This is a genomic window from Micromonospora jinlongensis (genome assembly GCF_013410645.1).
GTDB lineage: Bacteria > Actinomycetota > Actinomycetes > Mycobacteriales > Micromonosporaceae > Micromonospora > Micromonospora zamorensis.
Map to the genome: position 1 here is coordinate 4,554,222 of NZ_JACCHK010000001.1, position 20,275 is coordinate 4,574,496.

The window sequence follows — 20,275 nt, forward strand, 5'->3', positions numbered from 1 at the left end:
CGGACCGGTGAGGGTGCCGACTTTTCTCCGACCCCGGTGGTCGGGCTGGTGTCGCTGGGGGATGCTGTCGGGGTGGCAGAGCCGGAGCTGGTGGATGTGGTCGTGGTCGGGCTCGGGGTCGGCGGCGAGGAGGTGGCCGAGCGGCTCGCCGAGGCCGGCCTGAGCGTCGTCGGCATCGAACGGGACCTGGTCGGCGGGGAGTGCCCCTACTGGGGCTGCATCCCGAGCAAGATGATGATCAGAGCGGCCAACGCCCTCGCCGAGGCGCGCCGGGTCGACGGGCTGGCCGGGACGGCGCAGGTCCAGCCGGACTGGGCGCCGGTGGCCAAGCGCATCCGCGAGGAGGCCACCGACACCTGGGACGACACGGTTGCCGCTGACCGGTTCACGGGTCTGGGCGGCCGGCTCGTCCGGGGAAGTGGCCGCCTCGACGGCCCGGGCCGGGTCCGCGTCGGTGACCAGGTGTTCCAGGCCCGGCACGGGGTCGTGCTGGGCACCGGGACCCGTCCGTCGGTGCCCCCGATCGACGGCCTGGCCGACACTCCGTACTGGACCAACCACCAGGCGATCGAGGTCGAGGAGCTGCCGGAGTCGCTGCTGGTGCTCGGCGGCGGCGCGATCGGTCTGGAACTGGCACAGGTCTTCGCCCGCTTCGGGGTCCGGGTCACGGTGGTGGAGGCGCTCGACCGGGTGCTGGCCGTCGAGGAACCGGAAGCGTCCGAGGTCGCCGCCGCGGCGCTGCGCGCCGACGGCGTGGAGATCCACACCGGGGTACGCGCCGAACGGGTCGAGCACGACGGCACCCGGTTCACACTGCGCGGCAGCGGCGGTTCGGCGTTCACCGCCGACCGTCTGCTGGTGGTGACCGGGCGCAAGGCCCACCTGACCGAGCTGGGGTTGGACACGATCGGCCTGGACGACAGCCAGCGCTACCTGCCGGTCGACGACCGGTTGCACGTCACCGACCAGGTCTGGGCGGTCGGCGACATCACCGGCGAGGGCGCCTTCACCCACATCGCCATGTACCAGGCCGGGATCGTGATCGCCGACATCCTGGCCCGCGCCCGGCAGGCGAGTGCGGGGGCGGACGCCAGCGGGACCTCCAGCGTGGTCGGCGGTGCGATGGGCGCGTCCAGCTCGCTGGCCGCCAGCGGGTCGAGTGGGTCGGCCGGCACCGTCCCGCGAGCCGACTACCGCGCGCTGCCCCGGGTGACCTTCACCGATCCCGAGGTCGGAGCGGTCGGGCTCACCGAGCAGCAGGCCCGCGAGCGTGGCATCAACGTGCAGGTCGGTTTCACCAAGTTGGGCAGCTCGACCCGGGGCTGGATCCACCGGGTCGGCGACGACGGCTTCATCAAGCTCGTCGCGGATGCCGACCAGGGCGTGCTGATCGGCGCGACCTCGGTCGGCCCGGCCGGCGGCGAGGTGCTCTCCGCGCTGGTCGTGGCGGTGCACGCGGCGGTGCCGCTGAGCCAGCTCCGGCACATGATCTACGCGTACCCGACCTTCCACCGGGCCATCGAGTCCGCGTTGCACGACCTGTCCTGACGCCCGCGTACACCGGGCGTGATCCACTCGCCTTCATGGAAGTCGCGGTATTCGGGGCCTCTCGACACCGCGACATCATGAAGGCCGAGTCGATCACGACCGGTGGTCGATTGCGGAAGAATGCGGCAGCAAGCCAGCAAACGCCGGCCACTTTGCTGTTCATTTCTTTCATCCTGGTGACGTACGATTGCGGCCGTGACCAAGCGGTTGACTGAAGTTGCCAAGAAGGCCGGCGTCAGCGAGGCCACCGTCAGCCGGGTGCTCAACGGCCGCGACGGGGTTTCCGAGGCGACCCGCACCGCCGTGCTGACCGCGCTGGACGTGCTCGGTTACGAGCGGCCGACCAAACTGCGCGGCGAGCGCGCCCGGTTGGTCGGGCTGGTGCTGCCCGAGTTGCAGAACCCGATCTTCCCGGCGCTGGCCGAGGTCGTCACCGGGACCCTCGCGCAGCGCGGCTACACCCCCGCTCTCTGCGCCCGCACCATCGGCGGTGTCTCCGAAATGGACTACGTGGAGATGCTGCTCGACCACCAGGTCTCCGGCGTGATCTTCGCGGGTGGTTCGTACGCGCTCGCCGACGCCAAACACGACCACTACCGTCGGCTGACCGACCGAGGGCTTCCGGTGGTGCTGGTCAACGCGGGTGTGGACGAGCTGGGTTTTCCCCGGGTCTCCACTGACGACGCGGTGGCGGTGGAGCAGGCGTACGGGCACCTGCGCTCACTCGGGCACGAACGGATCGGGATGGTGCTCGGCCCGGAGGGGCATGTGCCGTCCCGGCGCAAGCTGGACGCGATGATCCGGGCCGCCGGCTGGGACGAGGGTGACGCCGAGTGCGTCGAGCGTTCCAGCTTCTCCATGGAGGGTGCGCGGGTCGCCGCGACGAAGCTGGTCGAGCGTGGCGTGACCGGCATCATCTGCGCCAGCGACGTGCTCGCGTTGGGCACGATCCGTGCGGCCCGGCGGCTGGGTCGCTCGGTGCCGGCCGACGTGTCGGTGGTGGGCTTCGACGACTCCGCGTTCATGACCTGCACCGACCCGCCGTTGACCACGGTCCGGCAGCCGATCGAGACGATGGGGCAGGCCGCTGTGGATCTGCTGGTCACCCAGATCGAAGGCGCCGGCGTGCTGCACGACGAGTTGTTGTTCGAGCCCGAGCTGGTGGTACGCGGCTCGACCGCTCCCGCCCCGGGTCGCTAGGCACCACACCAGACGACGCTCCGGCCGTCGACCGCTCCATGCGGTCGGCGGCCGTTTTCGTCGTTGCTCGTCGGGAGCGACATCGACCTCGCCGAATGCCCCGCCATAAGGGACCAAAGGCCTACATATCTGGCTGCTTTCAAGTGTTTGCCAACATCTGCCGTCGTCACGTCGTGTCCTTTCGGGACAGGGTCGATACCTTGCCGAAATGAGTCCCCCACGCTACAGTGACTCCACTCACACCTGGCTCCGACGCAGCTACTGGGCGTCAGGTCGCATCACCGCAGATCAGCGAAGGTCATTGGAGACACCCGTTCCCGAAGGGATGGACAGATGTCCGTACCGCAATACCGAAAGGCTGCGGCGGTTGCGCTCGTGGCCGGCCTGGGGCTCAGCCTCACGGCATGCTCCACGAAGAGTGACGACAAGGACGCGACCGCAGGCGGCAAGGTCACCATCACTGTCGACTGCCAGCCGGTCGGCGCTCAGAAAGAGCTGCTGAAGAACTGGAACGACGACGTCGCCGAGTTCCAGAAGCAGAACCCGGACATCGTCATCAAGAGTGTCAGCGTCGGCGAGCAGTGCAACAACCCGCCGGACTTCACCGCCCGCCTCGCCGGCGGCACCGTCACGGACGTGTTCTACGGCTACATGACCGATCTCCAGCAGGTGCTCGACTCCGGTCAGGCCATGGACATCAGCCAGTACGCCAACAAGGACACGATCCCGACCTGGGACAGCGTCGACCCGGCGCTCAAGGAGGTCTTCACCGACGGCGGCAAGCTCTACGCCGTTCCGGTGGATAACTACTCGATGGGCCTGGTCTACAACAAGGTCCTGTTCCAGCAGGCCGGCCTCGACGCCAGCAACCCGCCCAAGACCTGGGCCGACGTCCGGGCCGCCGCGAAGAAGATCTCCGCGCTCGGCAACGGCATCGCCGGCTACTCGGAGTACAGCGCCGGCAACACCGGCGGCTGGCACTTCACCTCCCTGCTCTACTCGCAGGGTGGCCAGGTGCTCACGGCCGACGGCAAGAAGGCCGACTTCAACAACCCCATGGGCAAGCAGGTCCTGCAGAACCTCAAGGACATGCGGTACGGCGACAACAGCATGGGTGCCCGCCAACTGCTCCAGTGGGGTGACCTGCTGACCAACGCCGGCGCGGGCAAGGTCGGCATGTTCATCGGCGCGCCGGACAGCACCCAGGCGATCGTCAGCCAATTCCAGGGCAAGTTCCAGGACTGGGCGATGAGCCCGCTGCCCGGCCAGGACGGTCTGGCGAAGGGGACGCTCGGTGGCGGCGAGGGCTACTTCTTCAAGAAGGACCTCACCCCCGAGCAGGTCAAGGCCGGCATGAAGTGGATCGCGTACCAGAAGCTGACCCCGGGCAAGGGCCAGTTCGACTACGTCCGGGCCAAGCCGCAGAACTACCCGGTGGGTCTGCCCCAGCCGCTGCTCTTCGCCAACGGCAGCGACGCGCAGAAGCAGGAACTCGAGCTGCGCAAGGCGAACGCGAACGTCGACACCACGAACTTCGCGATCTTCGAGGCGACCCCGGTGCCGATCAAGGGTGAGCCGCGCAACGCGCAGGCGATCTACGCGGTGCTCGACGCCGCGATGTCGGGTGTGCTGACCAACCCGAACTCGAACATCGACGCCCTGCTCAAGACCGCCGAGGAGAAGGTCAACCAGCTCCTCACCGCGGAGAGCTGACCGAGCGTGTGGGGGCCGGGACGCCGACCCGGCCCCCACACCGTCCACGCCACATCGACGACGTCACCGACTCACCCAGGAGTTGCCTTGGCGATCACCACCGTCCCGCCGATCCCTCGGAAAGCGGGCCGTCCGCCGTCGCCGTACTCGGCGAGGCCGCAGCGTACGAGCCTCGGCCGCAAGGTACGGGACAACCTCACCGGGCACGCGTTCCTGATCGGCGCGGTGCTCTGCTTCGTCGTCTTCTCCTGGTACCCGATGGTCCGCGGCATCGTCATGAGCTTCCAGCGGACCCGGCGCGGCGAGACCACCTGGGTGGGTTGGGACAACTACTCCCGCATCATCGCCGACCCCAGCTTCTGGACGGCCTGGCAGAACACGTTCTACTTCACGGCGCTCGCGCTCGTCCTCGGCTACGCGGTGCCGTTCTTCGTGGCGATCCTGCTCAACGAGTTCCGCCACGCCAAGGGGTACCTGCGGATCCTGGTCTACCTGCCGGTGATGCTGCCGCCGGCCTCGGCGCTGTTCCTCTTCAAGTTCTACGCGTACGACCCCAGCGAGGCCGGGCTCTTCAACGCGATCCTCAAGGCCCTTCACCTGCCCACCTCGCAGTGGATGCAGTCGCCCGAGATGACGATGCCGGCGATGGTGATCGCTTCCACCTGGATGAACATGGGCGGCGCGGTGCTGATCTACCTGGCGTCGTTGCAGAACATCCCCGGCGAGCTCTACGAGGCGGCCGAGCTCGACGGCGCCGGGATCTGGCGCCGGATCCGGCACGTGACGATCCCGCAGACCCGGCTGATCCTCGCGCTCCTGGCGATGTTGCAGATCGTCGCCACGATGCAGCTCTTCATCGAGCCACTGATCCTCGCCAACGGGGCGGGCGCGGAGGACTCGGCGACCTCGGTGGCGTACCTCATCTACCAGCACGGGTTCTTCCAGAACGACCTCAACGGCGCCGCCGCCCTGGGCGTGATCATGCTCGTGGTGCTGGCCGGCTTCTCCGCCGTGTACGTGCGGCTGACTGCGAAACAGGACTAGGACGGCGAGGAATGGCACAGGATTCCGGAACCCGGACCCTCATCTCCCACTCCCAGCTCAGCCGGGGGCGCGGCAAGGTCATCTACTGGACGCTGCTGATCGTCGTCGTGGCGGGGTTCACGCTCGTCTTCCTCGGACCGCTCTACTGGATGGTCACCGGCGCGCTCAAGTCCGGCCAGGAGATCGCGCAGACCCCACCCTCGCTGTTCCCGAAGGATCCCCAGCCGCAGAACTACATCGACGCGTGGAACAACCTGGCCCTCGCCAAGCTGCTGTTCAACACGTTCTACTACGCCATCGGCGCGGTGCTGTTCCAACTGGTCTTCGACAGCGCGGCCGCGTACTCGCTGTCCAAGCTTCGACCGATCTTCGGCAACACGATTCTCGCCCTGATGCTGGGAACCCTGATGATCCCGGCGATGGTCCTCATCGTCCCGCAGTACGTGACAGTGCTGGACCTGCCGATCCTGCACATCAACCTGCTGGATTCGCCGTTCGCGATCTGGCTGCCGATGGTCGCTAACGCGTTCAACATCTTCCTGCTGAAGCGGTTCTTCGACTCGATTCCCGAGGAGCTGATGGCGGCGGCCCTCATGGACGGGGCGTCGTCGCTGCGCACGCTCTGGTCGATCATCCTGCCGCTGTCGCGCCCCATCCTCGGCGTCGTGTCGATCTTCGCCGTGACGGCGGTGTGGAAGGACTTCCTCTGGCCGAAGCTGGTCATGCCCTCGCCCGAGACCCGGACGGTCAGCGTCGGCATCTACACCTTCGCCGGCGGCACACCGATGAACGTGGTGATCGCCGCGTCGGTCATCGCCGCGATCCCGACTGTCATCATCTTCCTGATCTTCCAACGGAACATCATGTCCGGTCTGACCACGGGCAGCATCAAGGGATAGCCACCAGCGCATCCTTCCGCGCGGCGAACAACGACCGTTCGCCCGACAAATATCCAGGTCCGGCGAACCCGCCGACGTACTGACGCAGAAAGCAGGTGCTCGTGTCCACAGCTGACAGAAGTCCGTGGTGGCGTGGAGCCGTGATCTACCAGGTGTATCCCCGGAGCTTCGCCGACGGTAACGGCGACGGCATCGGTGACATCGCCGGCATCCGGTCCCGGCTGAACCACCTGTCCGCGCTCGGCGTCGACGCGATCTGGTTCAGTCCCTGGTATCCCTCGCCGATGGCCGACGCCGGCTACGACGTGTCCGACTACCGCGACATCGACCCGGTCTTCGGCAGCCTGGCCGAGGCGGAGGCGCTGATCGCCGAGGCACACGAGCTGGGCATCCGGACCATCGTCGACGTGGTGCCGAACCACTGCTCCGACGCGCACCCCTGGTTCCAGGCGGCGCTCGCCGGCGGGCCCGGCGCGCCCGAGCGGGACCTGTTCTGGTTCCGGCCGGGCCGGGGCCCGAACGGCGACCAGCGGCCCACCGACTGGATCGGCGAGTTCGGCGGCGAGACCTGGACCCGCACCACCAACCCGGACGGCACCCCCGGTGACTGGTACCTGCACCTGTTCGCCCCGCAGCAGCCGGACTTCAACTGGGACCACCCCCGGGTACGGGCGGAATTCGAGGACATCCTGCGGTTCTGGTTCGACCGGGGCGTGGACGGCATCCGGGTCGACTCGGCCGGGCTCCTGGTCAAGGACGGGGAGCTGCCCGAGGTCCGACCGGACCACCCGCACCCGTTCCACGACCTCGACGGGGTGCACGACATCTACCGGGGCTGGCGGCGGGTCGCCGACTCCTACCCCGGCGAGCGGGCCCTGATCGGTGAGGTGTGGCTGCCGGACCGGCAGCGGTTCGCCAACTACCTGCGCCCGGACGAGCTGCACGCCGCGTTCAACTTCGACTTCCTCGGCTGCGCCTGGGACGCCTCGGCGCTGCGCGAGAGCATCGACGGGACGCTGAGCGCGCACGCGCCGGTCGGCGCGCCGGCCACCTGGGTGCTCTCGAACCACGACGTCACCCGGCACGTCACCCGCTACGGTCGGGCGGACACCCGGTTCAGCTTCGCCGCCAAGCGCGAGGGCACCCCCACCGACCTTGAGCTGGGCACCCGCCGGGCCCGCGCCGCCGCGCTGCTGTCGCTGTCGCTGCCCGGCGCCGCCTACGTCTACCAGGGCGAGGAACTGGGCCTCTACGAGGTCGAGGACATCCCGTACGCGTTGCGTCAGGACCCGATGTGGGAACGGTCCGGCCGGATCGACCCGGGTCGGGACGGTTGCCGCGTACCGCTGCCGTGGGCCGGGGACGAGCCGCCGTTCGAGTTCAGCCCCGAGGGTGCCGCGGCGCCCTGGCTGCCGCAGCCGGCCGACTGGAAGGACCGGACGGCCAGCGCGCAGACCGGCGACTCGGCCTCGATGCTGGAGCTGTACCGGGCGGCGATCCGGGCTCGAAAGGCCGACCCGGCGCTCGGTGACGGTGAGCTGACCTGGCTGCCCGCCCCGGACGGGGTGCTCGCCTTCAGCCGTGGCGGTGGCTTCACCTGCCTCGTCAACCTGTCCGACACGCCGGTTCCGATGCCGGCCCAGGGACGGTTGCTGCTGGCCAGCGGGCCACTCGACGACGGGTTGCTGCCGTCCGACACCGCGGTCTGGCTGCGTACCACCGAATCGGCGGACGGACCGCGAGCGGCGGACGGACCCGGGCTGACCTGACTCTGCTCGCCGTGGTGCCGGCGGCCCGTCCCGGCCGCCGGCACCACGCCACCAAAGGAAAGGAGAACGAGGGGGAGACGCGCCACGCCGCACCGACACGGGGGGACCTGGCCTGCCTGACGAAAGGGAGAGCGCAGCTCATGGCCAACCACACCACCGGCACCCCGCACCACCGACACCCGACCCGGGCAGGGCTGGCCGCCATTGCCGCCACAGTGCTCGCCGCCACAACGGTGACCGCTCTCGCGGTCACCGGCACCGCAACGCCGGCCTCGGCAGCCGGACTGTCCCCCTTCGACATCCCCAATCGAGGCGCCACCGTCCCGTTCATCGAGCAGGAGGCGGAGGAGGCCGCCCACAACGGCTCGAAGATCGGCCCGGACCGGCGCTACGGCACGCTGCCGTCCGAGGCGTCCGGCCGGGAGGCGGTCACCCTCGACGCCGTCGGCGAGTACGTCGAGTTCACCCTCACCGCGCCGGCGAACGCGGTCACCTTCCGGTACAGCCTGCCCGACAGCCCGTCCGGCACCGGCCGGGACGCCACCATCGACCTGCGGGCCAACGGGTCGCTGCTGAAGTCGGTCCCGGTGACGTCGAGGTACGGCTGGTACTACGGCGGATACCCGTTCAACAACAACCCGGGTGACACCAACCCGCACCACTTCTACGACGAGACCCGGGCGCTGTTCGGCAGCACCCAGCCGGCCGGCACCAAGATCCGGCTCCAGGTCTCCTCGACCGCGCAGTCGCCCACGTTCACCATCGACCTGGCCGACTTCGAGCTGGTCGCCCCCGCGATCACGAAGCCCGCCGGTGTGCTCGACGTGGTCACCGACTTCGGCGCCGACCCGAGCGGCGCGGCCGACTCGACCGCCAAGTTCCAGGCGGCGGTCGACGCCGGCAAGGCCCAGGGCAGGGCCGTCTGGATCCCGACCGGGACCTTCACCCTCTGGGATCACGTGGTGGTCGACGGGGTGACACTGCGCGGCGCCGGGCCCTGGTATTCGGTGCTCGGTGGCCGGCACCCCACCGACCGGAACAGGTCCGTCGGCATCTACGGCAAGTACGTCCCCGGTGGCGGCTACACCAGCCCGGTCCGCGCGCACGAGGCGAACGGGCCGAGCCGCAACGTCACGCTGCGGGACTTCGCCATCATCGGCGACATCCGCGAGCGGATCGACGACGACCAGGTCAACGCCCTGGGCGGGGCGATGACCAACTCGGTGGTCGACAACCTCTGGCTGGAGAACACCAAGGTCGGGGCGTGGATGGACGGCCCGATGGACAACTTCACCATCCGCAACAGCCGGATCCTGGACCAGACTGCGGACGGGGTGAACTTCCACACCGGTGTGACCAACTCGACGGTGACCAACACGTTCGTGCGCAACACCGGCGACGACGCGTTGGCGATGTGGGCGCAGAGCGTGCCGAACGTCAACAACTCCTTCACCCACAACACCATCGGTGTGACCCTGCTGGCGAACCATCTGGTCAGCTACGGCGGCCGGGACATCAAGATCACCGACAACGTGACAGCCGACTCGGTGACCAACGGCGGCGGCATTCACGTGGCCAACCGCTACCCGGGTGTGCAGGGCGACACCGCAGTCCGGGGCACCTGGACCATCGCCCGGAACACGCTGATCCGTAACGGAAACTCGGACTACAACTGGAACTTCGGGGTCGGCGCGATCTGGTTCTCCGCACTCAACGAGGCGTTCCAGCAGGCCACCGTCAACATCACCGACACCGACATCCTGGACAGCTCGTACGCCGCGCTGCACTGGATCGAGGGCCAGACCAGCGGCATCAACCTGAGCAACGTGCGGATCGACGGCGCCGGCACGTACGCGCTCCAGGTGCAGGCACCCAGCCAGGTGTCCTTCACGAACGTGCGGGCCACCAACATCGCGCAGAGCAACCCGATGCACAACTGCGTGGGCGGCGGCTTCCAGATCACCCAGGGCAGCGGCAACTCCGGCTGGTACACGCCCACCCCGTACTGCGGTCCGTGGCCCAACCCGCAGTGGGGCGGTGGACCCACCACCCCGCCGCCCACCACTCCGCCCCCGACGACTCCGCCCCCGACCACCCCGCCTCCCACCAGCGGAAACCTCGCCCTGAACCGGCCGGCGACCGCGACCAGCGCCAACCAGAGCTACACGGCGGGCAACGTGGTGGACGGCAACGCGGCCAGCTACTGGGAGAGCGCCAACAACGCCTTCCCGCAGTCGCTGACCGTGGACCTGGGCACCAACCGCACGGTGTCCCGGGTCGTGCTGAAGCTCCCACCGTCATCGGCCTGGCAGACGCGCACCCAGACACTGTCGGTGCTCGGCTCCACCAACGGCTCGACGTTCGCCACGGTGAAGGCGTCCGCCGGCTACACCTTCAACCCTGCCAGCGGCAACACGGTCACCGTGACCTTCACGGCGACCAGCCAGCGGTACCTGCGGCTGACCGTCACCGGCAACACCGGCTGGCCGGCCGGTCAGCTCAGCGAGTTCGAGGTCTATTCCAGCTAGGCCGGGTGCCCCCGCCCGCCCAGGGTGGGGGCTCCCCGGTCCGGGCGGTCCGACGCAACGCGGCGCCGGCCACCCACCCCGTCCCCCAACCCGCACCGTCCCCCACCTGTCGCGGAACGACGGGCGTACCCCTGCACCCGTCGCCGGGCAACGCACCCACACCCACCCCCGAAAGAGGTGTAGCGACCCCATGTCCAGAAACGGCACCAGACGAGGCACGCCGCCGACCGGCGCGCCCACTCCCGTCCCCGGCACCACCCGCTCCGGCCGCCGGCGGCTGCTCTCCAGCGTGCTCGCCGGGATGCTCCTCGTCACCGCACCGGTCGTCACCCCCGCGGCGGCCAGTGCGGCACCGGTGGCCGACCCGGTCGCGGCCGCCGCCCGCGTCGCCATGCTCGCCGGGCTGTCCGCCACCATGACCGCCAGCAGCTACAACCAGAACTACGTGGCGAGCAACGCCAACGACGGCAACGCCTCGACCTACTGGGAGAGCGCCAACAACGCCTTCCCGCAGTGGATCCAGGCTGACCTGGGCGCCACGGTCAGCGTGGACCGGGTGGTGCTCAAGCTGCCGCCCGCGTCGGACTGGCAGACCCGCACCCAGACGCTGTCGGTGCTCGGCTCCACCAACGGCTCGTCCTTCACCACCCTGAAGGCGTCCGCCGGCTACACGTTCAACCCGAGCAGCGGCAACACCGCGACGGTCAGCTTCACCGCCGCCAGCACCCGCTACGTACGCGTGCAGGTCACCGGCAACACCGGTTGGCCGGCCGCCCAGCTCTCCGAGGTCGAGGTCTACGGCGCCGCCGGCAACACCGACACCCAGGCCCCGAGCGTCCCCGGCAACCTGGCGTACACCGAGCCGGCCAGTGGGCAGATCCGGCTCACCTGGTCGGCGTCGACCGACAACGTCGGGGTGACCGGGTACGACGTCTACGCCAACGGCGCGCTGCGCGGCAGCGTCAACGGCTCGACGCTCACGTACACCGACAGCCAGTCGGCCAGCACCACGGTCTCCTACTACGTGCGGGCCAAGGACGCGGCCGGCAACCAGTCGGCGAACAGCAACACCGTGACCCGGACCGGCACCGGCAACCCGCCGACCGGTTCCAACCTGGCGATCGGCAAGCCGATCACCGCCTCCGGGTACGTGCACACCTTCGTGGCCACCAACGCCAACGACAACAACGTGGCCACCTACTGGGAGGGCAACGGCAACCCGAGCACGCTGACCGTGCAGCTCGGCGCGAACGCCAGCCTCAGCCAGGTCGTGGTGAAGCTGAACCCGGACTCGGCGTGGGGTGCGCGTACGCAGAACATCACAGTTCTCGGCCGGGACCAGGGCTCGTCGTCCTTCACCACGCTGGTGGGCGCGGCGAACTACTCCTTCAGCCCGGGCAGCGGCAACACGGTGACCATCCCGGTCTCCGGTGCCGCTGCCGACGTACGGCTCTCGATCGCCTCGAACACCGGCGCCCCGGCCGGGCAGGTGGCCGAGTTCCAGGTCTTCGGCACCCCCGCGCCGAACCCGGACCTGACCGTGACCGGCATGTCGTTCAGCCCGTCCGCACCCGTGGAGACCAGCACCATCACGCTCTCCGCGACAGTGCGTAACGCCGGCTCGGCGGCCTCCGGCGCTACCAACGTGAACTTCTACCTGGGCTCCACCCGGGTGGGTACGGCATCGGTCGGCGGTCTCGCGGCCGGCGCCTCGACCACTGTCAGCGCCAGCATCGGCACCCGGGACTCGGGCAGCTACCCGCTCAGCGCCAAGGTCGACGAGTCGAACACAGTCGTCGAGCAGGACGACACCAACAACAGCTACACCAACCCCAGCCCGTTGGTCGTCGCCGCGGTCGCCAGCTCCGACCTGGTCGCCTCGGCGGTCGCCTGGTCGCCGGGCAACCCGTCGGCGGGCAACACGGTGACCTTCTCCGTGTCCATCCGCAACGCCGGCAACCAGGCCTCCGCGTCCGGTGCGCACGGCATCACCCTGACCGTGCTCAACGAGTCCGGCAGCGTGGTCCGTACCCTGACCGGCTCGTACTCCGGCGTGATCAACGCTGGTGCCACGGTCGGCCCGATCAACCTGGGCACCTGGACCGCCGCGAACGGCAAGTACACCGTCCGGGTGGTGCTCGCCGCCGACGGCAACGAGCTGCCGGTCAAGCAGGCCAACAACACCAGTGACCGCCCGCTCTTCGTCGGTCGCGGCGCCAACATGCCGTACGACATGTACGAGGCCGAGGACGGCGCGGTCGGCGGCGGCGCCAGCGTCGTCGGGCCGAACCGGGAGGTCGGAGACCTGGCCGGCGAGGCGTCCGGCCGGCGGGCGGTGACCCTCAACTCGACCGGCAGCTACGTCGAGTTCACCACCCGGGCCAGCACCAACACGCTGGTCACCCGCTTCTCCATTCCGGACGCCCCGGGCGGCGGTGGGATCAACTCGACACTGAACGTCTACGTCAACGGCACGTTCCACAAGGCCATCGACCTGACGTCCCGGTACGCCTGGCTCTACGGCAACGAAACCAGCCCGGGCAACTCGCCGAGCGCGGGCGGGCCGCGGCACATCTACGACGAAGCCAACGTCATGCTCAACTCCACCGTCCCGGCCGGCAGCAAGATCCGCCTCCAGAAGGACCCGGCCAACACCACCACGTACGCCATCGACTTCATCAACACGGAGCAGGTGGCGCCGATCGCCAACCCGGACCCGGCGCGCTACACCACGCCGACCGGCTTCACCCACCAGGACGTGCAGAACGCCCTGGACCGGGTGCGGATGGACACCACCGGCAACCTGATCGGGGTGTACCTGCCGGCCGGTAACTACTCCACCTCGTCGAAGTTCCAGGTGTACGGCAAGGCGGTCCAGGTGACCGGCGCCGGCCCCTGGTACACCCGGTTCAACGCGCCGTCGGGGCAGGACAACACCGACATCGGCTTCCGGGCCGAGAACTCGGCGGCGAACTCGTCCTTCAAGAACTTCGCCTACTTCGGCAACTACACCTCGCGGATCGACGGTCCGGGCAAGGTGTTCGACTTCTCCAACGTGTCGAACATCGTGATCGACAACATCTGGAACGAGCACATGGTGTGCCTCTACTGGGGCGCGAACACCGACTACATGACGATCAAGAACTCCCGGATCCGCAACATGTTCGCCGACGGCATCAACATGACCAACGGGAGCACCAACAACCTGGTCAGCAACAACGACGCCCGGGCCACCGGCGACGACAGCTTCGCGCTGTTCTCGGCGATCGACGCGGGCGGCGCCGACATGAGGGACAACGTCTACGAGAACCTGACGTCGACGTTGACCTGGCGGGCCGCCGGTGTTGCCGTCTACGGCGGCTACGGCAACACGTTCCGCAACATCTACATCGCGGACACCCTGGTCTACTCGGGCATCACCATCAGCTCGCTCGACTTCGGCTACCCGATGAACGGCTTCGGTGCCAACCCGCCGACCCGGTTCGAGAACATCTCGATCGTGCGGGCCGGTGGGCACTTCTGGGGCTCGCAGACCTTCCCGGCGATCTGGGTCTTCTCCGCCTCGAAGGTGTTCCAGGGCATCCGGGTCAGCGACGTCGACATCGTCGATCCGACCTACAGCGGCATCATGTTCCAGACCAACTACGTCGGCGGGCAGCCGCAGAACCCGATCACCGACACGGTCTTCACGAACATCTCGATCAGCGGGGCCCGTAAGAGCGGGGACGCCTACGACGCGAAGTCCGGCTTCGCCGTCTGGGCCAACCCGATGCCGGAGGCCGGGCAGGGGCCGGCCGTCGGGTCCGTCACCTTCAACAACCTGCGGCTGAGCAACAACGCGGTGGACATCCAGAACCCCACGTCAACCTTCACCATCAACCGCAACTGATTCAGCTCGCACCGGGTGCCGCCGGGAGGGTCCCCTCTCCCGGCGGCATCGTGCCGTGCCGGCCGGCGCCCGCCGCGAACCGGGCCGCGCCGGCCGCCGCGTCCGTGGCCAGCGAGTCCATCCCGTACGCCAACTCGGTCGCCAGCGCCTCCGGCTCTCCTCGCCCCGCACCGGCCAGCAGCGCCGCCCGGTCGTTGCGCAGGCAGGTCTGCGGGTGCCGGGCGATCGCCGCCGCCAACTCCTCGGCCGCGGCCCGCGCCTGGCCGGGTGGCACCAACCGATTGACCAACCCCATCGCGTACGCCTCGTCGGCCGGCACCGGGCGGCCGGTGAGGATCAGGTCCATCGCCCGGCTCTCGCCGATCAACCGGGGCAGCCGGACCGTTCCGCCGTCGATCAGCGGCACTCCCCAGCGGCGACAGAACACCCCGAGCGTCGCGTCGGACTCGGCGACCCGCAGGTCGCACCAGAGCGCCAACTCCAGGCCGCCCGCCACCGCGTACCCGGAGATCGCCGCGATCACCGGTTTGCTGAGCGCCATCCGGGTCGGGCCCATCGGCCCGTCCCCTTCCGGCTCGACCCGGTTGCCGCTCGGCGTGCCGATCGCCTTGAGGTCGGCGCCGGCGCAGAACGTGCCACCGGCGCCCCAGAGCACGGCCACCGCCGCGTCGGGGTCGGCCTCGAAGGCCCGGAAGGCGTCGGCCAGCGCCCGAGCCGTCGGCCCGTCGACGGCGTTGCGAGCAGCCACCCGATCCAGCACGACGGTCGTCACCGGCCCGGCACGCTCCACCCGTACACCCATCGACTCAGCATGCCCGTACCGTCCCGCACCCACAATCCCCGTCGATCTTGTCGCCGCCGCCCTGGTTCGGCCAGGCGTGGGCGGTTTGCCGGGGCAGCAACCGCAAGATCGCGCTCAGTGACGAATTTGTCGCCCGAGACCGGTTTGCGACCCCCTTCGCCGGGAAGTCGGTACGGGTGCGAGCACTTTTGACGAAAGTTGAGCAGGCATCCAGCCTCGACCGGACGGGTGACCGGTTGCAGCGAGTGGTCCTGAGCACGCTGCGTCCGCGGCGGCTGCGGGACCTGCTGCACGGGGTGACCCTCGGGCATCCGCTGCACCCGGCGATGGTGCAGGTGCCGGTCGGCGCGTGGATCAGCGCCGCGGTACTGGACCTGATGCCCGGGCAACGCCGACCCGCCACCGTGCTGGTCGGCCTGGGCACCGCCAGCGCGTTGCCGGCGGCGATCGCCGGGTTGAACGACTGGGCGGCACTCGCCCGTGACCAGCGCCGGGTCGGCCTGGTGCACGCCGCCGCCAACACCGTCGGCTTGACGCTGTACGCCGGGTCACTGGCCGCACGGCTGTCCGGCCGGCACGGCGTCGGGCGCGCCCTCGGTTTCCTCGGGCTCTCCACCGTCAGCCTGGGGGCTTACATCGGGGGGCACCTCGCCTACAAGCAGGGGGCGCAGGTCAACCAGAGCATCTCCGAGTTGCACCGGATGACCGACGGCTGGCACTCGTTGGCCGACATGGCGACGCTGCCGCAGCGCACCCTGATCACCCGAGAGGTGGACGACGACATCTCGGTGATCCTCTACCGGCACGGTGACGAGGTGACCGTGATGTTGGAGCGCTGCCCGCACCAGAGCGGTCCGCTCGGCGAGGGTGAGGTGCAGGAGATCGACGGTCACGCCTGCGTGGTCTGCCCGTGGCACGGCAGCGCGTTCCGGCTCAACGGCGGCGAGGTCGTGCAGGGACCGTCCGGCAACGACCAGCAGATCCTGCCCACCCGGATCCAGGACGGCGTACTCCAGACCCGCCTGCCCTGATCGGCCGTACCCGGGCTTCCCTGCCCTGGCGCTGCGCGACGCCGAGGTCGCGGCGGTGGTGCTGCTCCGCGCCCGGGCGGCGGTTGTGCTCTCAACGCTTATACCTCTGAGTCATGAATATGACTCAGAGGTATATCGCTCGCCGGATACCGCGCCTCCGGGCCTGCTGCGAGGGTCGCCGGGGCGACGGAGACACCAGCTCGGGCGGGTCTCGATCGGGCCGGGTCTCGATCGTGCAGGGTCCGGCTATCCCCGATCCTGTCCGGCTCCGCTGCGCCGGTGGCGGCCGACCGGTGGCCCGTCCGGTACCGAATCCAGACCGTGCCCGCCGGTGAACAGCCCACCCTCGCCACCGTCACCAGCCCAACCGTCGTCACCGCCCCGACCCGGCACGCCAGAAGGGTCCGGCACGCCAGAAGGCTCCAGCCCGCTGCCGCGGAGGCCGGCGCCGCGCAGGCCGGTGCCGTTGACGCTCGTCGCGGTCCGACCGGCCGGCGATGTCGGAGCCTCGATGGCTGCGGCTGCCCGGCTGGCGGCCCAGGCCGCACCGCTGCCACCCGCTCCGCCGGCGGTCCGCCGGGTGGCACTTGTGCTGCGGCCAGTGCTGCTGGCGCCCCGCTCCGCGCTGCTCGTGCTTCGCGATGTGCCGCTTGCGCTTCGCGACGTGCTGCCTCGGGGCTTGCGCGAGGAGGCGGCCAGTCGGGGGGTCGCGCCGGCGGTCGCCGGGCGTCGGCGCAGGCCCAGCACCGCACCGATCTGCGCTCCGACGATGCTCGCCACGGCCAGGACGGCGGAGACCGCCAGCGGTCGATTCACCCGGTCGGCCGTGCCCGCTCGGGCTGCGCCGACGGTCATGGCGGGTGGCTGGCCTGCTGACTGCGTACCGCTGGGGGGTGCCGGGTCCACCCGCTCCGGTGCGGCCCGCTCGGGCGCCGGCCGAGGCGCGGGCGGTTTGGGCACCGCGGGTCGGTCGACCAGGCGGCCGGTGGCGTGCTGCCGGGCCCCCTGGTCGGCGGCCTCGGTGGGGAGCCGGAGCAGTTGGCCGGGGCGGATCCGGTCCGGGTCGTCGAGCTTGTTCAGCTTGGCGAGCTGTCGGTAGTCGCCGAACTCGTCCAGGTAACGCTCGGCCACCTCACCGAGGTAGTCGCCCCGCGCCACCCGGTACACCGGCGCGGCCTCGTTGTTCGCCGCAGAGCCGCCGAATGCGGCCCGCTCTGTCCCGGCCAACCCGAGTGGCCCGCTGCGGGCCAGCGGAGCCGCCGTGTCGGGTGTCGCACCCGCGCGGGCCGGCGCGGCCAGGGCACTGGCACCCGGTGCGACGGTGTACGCCGGCGCGCCATAGACCGCAGCGGCGCTGGCGGCGGCCGGGCTGGCGACGAGGATCAGCGCGACCGAGCCGACCAGCGCGGCGGCGGCCTTCTGCTGGCGGCCCATCCCGGGCAACTTCGGCGCCGGTCGGCGCAGGCTCTGTGCCCCCAACTCGACGAGGACGGAGAAGGCGAACGTGGCCCAGCCGAACCAGCCGGCCACAGCCAGGGCGCGCAGGAAGAGTTGGCCGTCGTCGCGGCTGGTCAGCGCGGTGCCCACCTCGCTGACCGTGGGGAGGTGATCGGGCAGCGGGTTTCCGGCGAAGGCCAGGAGCGCGATCGGCGCGCCGACCAGCAGAGCGCACAGCACGGCCAGGGCGCCGATGCCGGTGAGGATCCGTCCGGTCCGTCGTACGACGGACCCACCCGATACGGGCATGGCTGCCTTCCTTCCTACGGTGTTGCGGTGATGGCTCGCGCGGTCGCCTCGCCGGTGACGGTGACGGTCTTCTCGGGAACGAACAGCCCGAGCATCGTGCGGTGATAGGTGATCGGGACGGTCACCCGGATCAGGGTCTCGCCGCCGACCACGGGGAAGCTCACGGTGTGGCCGGAGACGCCTGCGGCAGCCAGGTACCTGTCGACCGCCACGCGTGCCTCGGACTCCTTGATCCGCTTCGGCCCGCCCTCGATGGCGACGGCCCGGTCGATGGCCTGACCGCCGGTCCGGGCCGCCTCGGCGGCCAGGTTCTCGGCAGTTTGCAGGGTGCGTAACTGCCCGGCGCCGTCGTAGGTGAGGCCGATGATGGCCAGTACGCCGATCATCGTCACCGCGAGGAAGATGCTCACCCGGCCGTGCTCACCGTGCGAAGGCATTAGTGTTCGACGATGGACTGTTTCACCTGCCACAACAACGAGCGGCTCGGCTCGCTGCCGCCACGTGAGCTCGTCGCGGCCGACGACCACTGGCGGGTTGCCCACGCCTTCGACTCGGCCCTGCCGGGCTGGCTGATACTCGTCCCGCGCCGGCACGTGACGTCGATCGCCGACCTCACCGATGCCGAAGCGGCGAGCCTCGGCACCTGGCAGGTCCGGCTCTCCCGGGCGCTGCACGTGGTGACCGGGTGTGCCAAGACCTACGTGGTGCAGTTCGCCGAGAAGGAGGGCTTCGCCCACGTGCACTTCCACGTCGTGCCTCGAATGCCGGACCTCCCCGCGGACCGGCGCGGCCCTCGCGTCTTCGCCTACCTGGGCGCACCGGAGGAGCAGCACGTCGACGAGCAGCGACGAGACGACCTCGCGGCGGCACTCAGTGCCGAGCTGGACCGCGTCGGCGGATAGGCCCGACTGTCTGTCGGCGTTCATCAGACGCCACCCGCACTCGCGTCCGGCGCGGAACCCACGCCCACCGCCCCGGGCCCGAGGGCCCTGCCGCGGTATCGGTCCAGCGGCGAGGTGAATTTCGACTTGATCTGTTTCCCGGATGTCATGCCGGGCAGGATGTCGAGCGAGATGTCCTTGAAGGACACCTCGCAGATGATCTCGACCGTCACGGTGGCGTTCTGACCGACCGCGCTGCTGAAGGCGACGTCGAAGGTGGTGGGCTCGCCTGCCACCGTGCCGCTGAACGAGGGTGCCAGCTCGTTGGTGCAGGCCAGGCCGTACCAGTCCAGTTGCTGCCGGGCGGCTTCGAGCGCGGCGGTCTCGGCGGTTCTCGAGCTTCGCGAGATCGAGGCGGCGCGGGCGGCGTCGTGCGCGGCGGCATCGATGGCCTCCGCAGCCAGCGCGGTGCGCCCGACCACACCGGCCAGCACCATCAGCGCGATGAACGCGGGCGCGAGCACCGCCACCTCGATGGAGACCGAGCCCCGCTCGGCAGTGCGGTTCATGGTGTGGTCACCCTCTCCACCGTCCCGTGGGCGGTCTGCCGCACGGCGAAGTCCACGCCCGGCACCACCGACAGGGATCGGCCACTCACCGTGCAGGTCACCTCCGTGTCGTCGTTGATGACGACGCAGGTCGGGCCGGTCTTGTCCCAACCCACCAGCCAGCCGCCGGCGGCCTTCAGGAAGCGGGTGGCGCTGTCCACCCCGACGCCGTCCCTCGCCTGGTACGTCCGTTGGGCGTTGACGCCGCTCTGCGCGGCGTTCAACGCGGTGGAGCGGGCGAGGAAGACGGCCGCGATCTGGATCGAGGCGAAGAGCAGCACCAGGATCAGCGGCATCATCACGGCCAGCTCCACCGGGTTGGCACCTCGCTCCCGGTCGCCGGCCGCCAGGTGGCGCCGGACGGCGGTGACCGTCCGGCGCCACCTCGGCATTGCGGCTCGGCGCATGCCCGCTACTTGGGGTTCACGTGGTTCGGGATGCTGGTCATCCAGTCGTTGGCCTTGCTCAGGGCCAGGCCGGTGACAGTGATGGCGACGAAGACCAGCCCGAAGATGATCACCGCGGTGGGCACCGGGCTGTCGCCGCGCTCGCCGTCGCGGCGCAGCTCGGCCAGGCGCGTCGTCATCACCACGTGCAGGTAGCTGAGGATGGACATG

The 20,275-nt window shown here is 69.8% G+C and carries 16 protein-coding genes and 1 pseudogene; 11 read left to right on the forward strand and 6 right to left on the reverse strand.

Features of this window, described 5'->3' with window-relative positions; all coding sequences use genetic code 11:
* Positions 1–72: 72 nt before the first annotated feature.
* From HNR22_RS20310 to HNR22_RS20350, 9 genes are all read left to right on the forward strand, one after another.
* On the forward strand, positions 73–1,548 hold the full coding sequence (locus tag HNR22_RS20310) for an FAD-dependent oxidoreductase (protein WP_179781672.1): 1,476 nt from the start codon (positions 73–75) through the stop codon (positions 1,546–1,548).
* Between the two features lie 35 nt (positions 1,549–1,583).
* Complete coding sequence (locus HNR22_RS20315) at positions 1,584–1,763, forward strand: hypothetical protein (protein ID WP_179781673.1); 180 nt, start codon at positions 1,584–1,586, stop codon at positions 1,761–1,763.
* Entirely contained in the window at positions 1,744–2,748 is a 1,005-nt protein-coding gene (locus tag HNR22_RS20320) for a substrate-binding domain-containing protein (protein WP_179781674.1), read from the forward strand. Before HNR22_RS20315 ends, HNR22_RS20320 begins: the two co-directional genes overlap by 20 nt.
* 333 nt (positions 2,749–3,081) lie before the next feature.
* Positions 3,082–4,461 (forward strand): ABC transporter substrate-binding protein, encoded by a 1,380-nt coding sequence (locus HNR22_RS20325; RefSeq protein ID WP_179781675.1) that lies wholly within the window; start codon positions 3,082–3,084, stop codon positions 4,459–4,461.
* Positions 4,462–4,548: 87 nt separating this feature from the next.
* The gene (locus tag HNR22_RS20330) at positions 4,549–5,505 is read left to right on the forward strand and encodes a carbohydrate ABC transporter permease (RefSeq protein WP_179781676.1); all 957 of its coding nucleotides are present in this window, start codon (positions 4,549–4,551) and stop codon (positions 5,503–5,505) included.
* A gap of 11 nt (positions 5,506–5,516) precedes the next feature.
* Complete coding sequence (locus HNR22_RS20335) at positions 5,517–6,404, forward strand: carbohydrate ABC transporter permease (protein ID WP_088950972.1); 888 nt, start codon at positions 5,517–5,519, stop codon at positions 6,402–6,404.
* A 140-nt stretch (positions 6,405–6,544) separates the two neighbouring features.
* Complete coding sequence (locus HNR22_RS20340) at positions 6,545–8,173, forward strand: glycoside hydrolase family 13 protein (protein WP_343059894.1); 1,629 nt, start codon at positions 6,545–6,547, stop codon at positions 8,171–8,173.
* Between the two features lie 140 nt (positions 8,174–8,313).
* Positions 8,314–10,701 (forward strand): discoidin domain-containing protein, encoded by a 2,388-nt coding sequence (locus HNR22_RS20345; protein ID WP_179781678.1) that lies wholly within the window; start codon positions 8,314–8,316, stop codon positions 10,699–10,701.
* Positions 10,702–10,891: 190 nt separating this feature from the next.
* Positions 10,892–14,590: a discoidin domain-containing protein gene (locus HNR22_RS20350; protein WP_218906549.1), complete on the forward strand. Its 3,699-nt coding sequence runs from the start codon at positions 10,892–10,894 to the stop codon at positions 14,588–14,590.
* A 1-nt stretch (position 14,591) separates the two neighbouring features.
* Here the strand turns inward: HNR22_RS20350 and HNR22_RS20355 are convergent, their stop codons facing one another.
* Positions 14,592–15,392 (reverse strand): crotonase/enoyl-CoA hydratase family protein, encoded by an 801-nt coding sequence (locus tag HNR22_RS20355; protein ID WP_179781679.1) that lies wholly within the window; start codon positions 15,390–15,392, stop codon positions 14,592–14,594.
* A gap of 176 nt (positions 15,393–15,568) precedes the next feature.
* Here HNR22_RS20355 and HNR22_RS20360 point away from each other — a divergent pair, with 176 nt between their 5' ends.
* Positions 15,569–16,423 carry a Rieske 2Fe-2S domain-containing protein gene (locus HNR22_RS20360; protein WP_179781680.1) on the forward strand — a complete coding sequence of 285 codons (855 nt, stop codon included), beginning with the start codon at positions 15,569–15,571 and terminating at the stop codon, positions 16,421–16,423.
* 684 nt (positions 16,424–17,107) lie between these two features.
* Here the strand turns inward: HNR22_RS20360 and HNR22_RS20365 are convergent.
* A pseudogene (locus tag HNR22_RS20365) lies at positions 17,108–18,169 on the reverse strand (LysM peptidoglycan-binding domain-containing protein); the annotation flags it as partial.
* Positions 18,170–18,183: 14 nt separating this feature from the next.
* A complete protein-coding gene (locus tag HNR22_RS20370; RefSeq protein WP_179781681.1) occupies positions 18,184–18,606 on the reverse strand; it encodes a hypothetical protein in 423 nt (140 codons plus the stop codon).
* Between the two features lie 12 nt (positions 18,607–18,618).
* Between HNR22_RS20370 and HNR22_RS20375 the strand changes: the two genes are divergently transcribed.
* Complete coding sequence (locus tag HNR22_RS20375; RefSeq protein ID WP_179781682.1) at positions 18,619–19,071, forward strand: HIT family protein; 453 nt, start codon at positions 18,619–18,621, stop codon at positions 19,069–19,071.
* A gap of 23 nt (positions 19,072–19,094) precedes the next feature.
* On the opposite strand, the gene HNR22_RS20380 is transcribed toward HNR22_RS20375, so the two are convergent.
* The 3 genes from HNR22_RS20380 to HNR22_RS20390 are packed head-to-tail and all read right to left on the reverse strand — an operon-like array spanning position 19,095 to position 20,274.
* The gene (locus tag HNR22_RS20380; protein ID WP_179781683.1) at positions 19,095–19,619 is read right to left on the reverse strand and encodes a TadE/TadG family type IV pilus assembly protein; all 525 of its coding nucleotides are present in this window, start codon (positions 19,617–19,619) and stop codon (positions 19,095–19,097) included.
* A complete protein-coding gene (locus HNR22_RS20385; protein WP_179781684.1) occupies positions 19,616–20,065 on the reverse strand; it encodes a TadE/TadG family type IV pilus assembly protein in 450 nt (149 codons plus the stop codon). The genes HNR22_RS20380 and HNR22_RS20385 overlap by 4 nt, the downstream gene beginning before the upstream one ends.
* A 5-nt stretch (positions 20,066–20,070) precedes the next feature.
* A complete protein-coding gene (locus HNR22_RS20390) occupies positions 20,071–20,274 on the reverse strand; it encodes a hypothetical protein (RefSeq protein WP_179781685.1) in 204 nt (67 codons plus the stop codon).
* Between the last annotated feature and the right edge of the window lies 1 nt (position 20,275).

Coding starts and splice junctions, on each gene's coding strand:
- HNR22_RS20315 (WP_179781673.1), top strand. CDS start 1,584: ATGGAAGTCGCGGTATTCGGGGCCTCTCGACACCGCGACATCATGAAG.
- HNR22_RS20325 (WP_179781675.1), top strand. CDS start 3,082: ATGTCCGTACCGCAATACCGAAAGGCTGCGGCGGTTGCGCTCGTGGCC.
- HNR22_RS20335 (WP_088950972.1), top strand. CDS start 5,517: ATGGCACAGGATTCCGGAACCCGGACCCTCATCTCCCACTCCCAGCTC.
- HNR22_RS20345 (WP_179781678.1), top strand. CDS start 8,314: ATGGCCAACCACACCACCGGCACCCCGCACCACCGACACCCGACCCGG.
- HNR22_RS20350 (WP_218906549.1), top strand. CDS start 10,892: ATGTCCAGAAACGGCACCAGACGAGGCACGCCGCCGACCGGCGCGCCC.
- HNR22_RS20355 (WP_179781679.1), bottom strand. CDS start 15,392: ATGGGTGTACGGGTGGAGCGTGCCGGGCCGGTGACGACCGTCGTGCTG.
- HNR22_RS20370 (WP_179781681.1), bottom strand. CDS start 18,606: ATGCCTTCGCACGGTGAGCACGGCCGGGTGAGCATCTTCCTCGCGGTG.
- HNR22_RS20375 (WP_179781682.1), top strand. CDS start 18,619: ATGGACTGTTTCACCTGCCACAACAACGAGCGGCTCGGCTCGCTGCCG.
- HNR22_RS20380 (WP_179781683.1), bottom strand. CDS start 19,619: ATGAACCGCACTGCCGAGCGGGGCTCGGTCTCCATCGAGGTGGCGGTG.
- HNR22_RS20385 (WP_179781684.1), bottom strand. CDS start 20,065: ATGCGCCGAGCCGCAATGCCGAGGTGGCGCCGGACGGTCACCGCCGTC.
- HNR22_RS20390 (WP_179781685.1), bottom strand. CDS start 20,274: ATGTCCATCCTCAGCTACCTGCACGTGGTGATGACGACGCGCCTGGCC.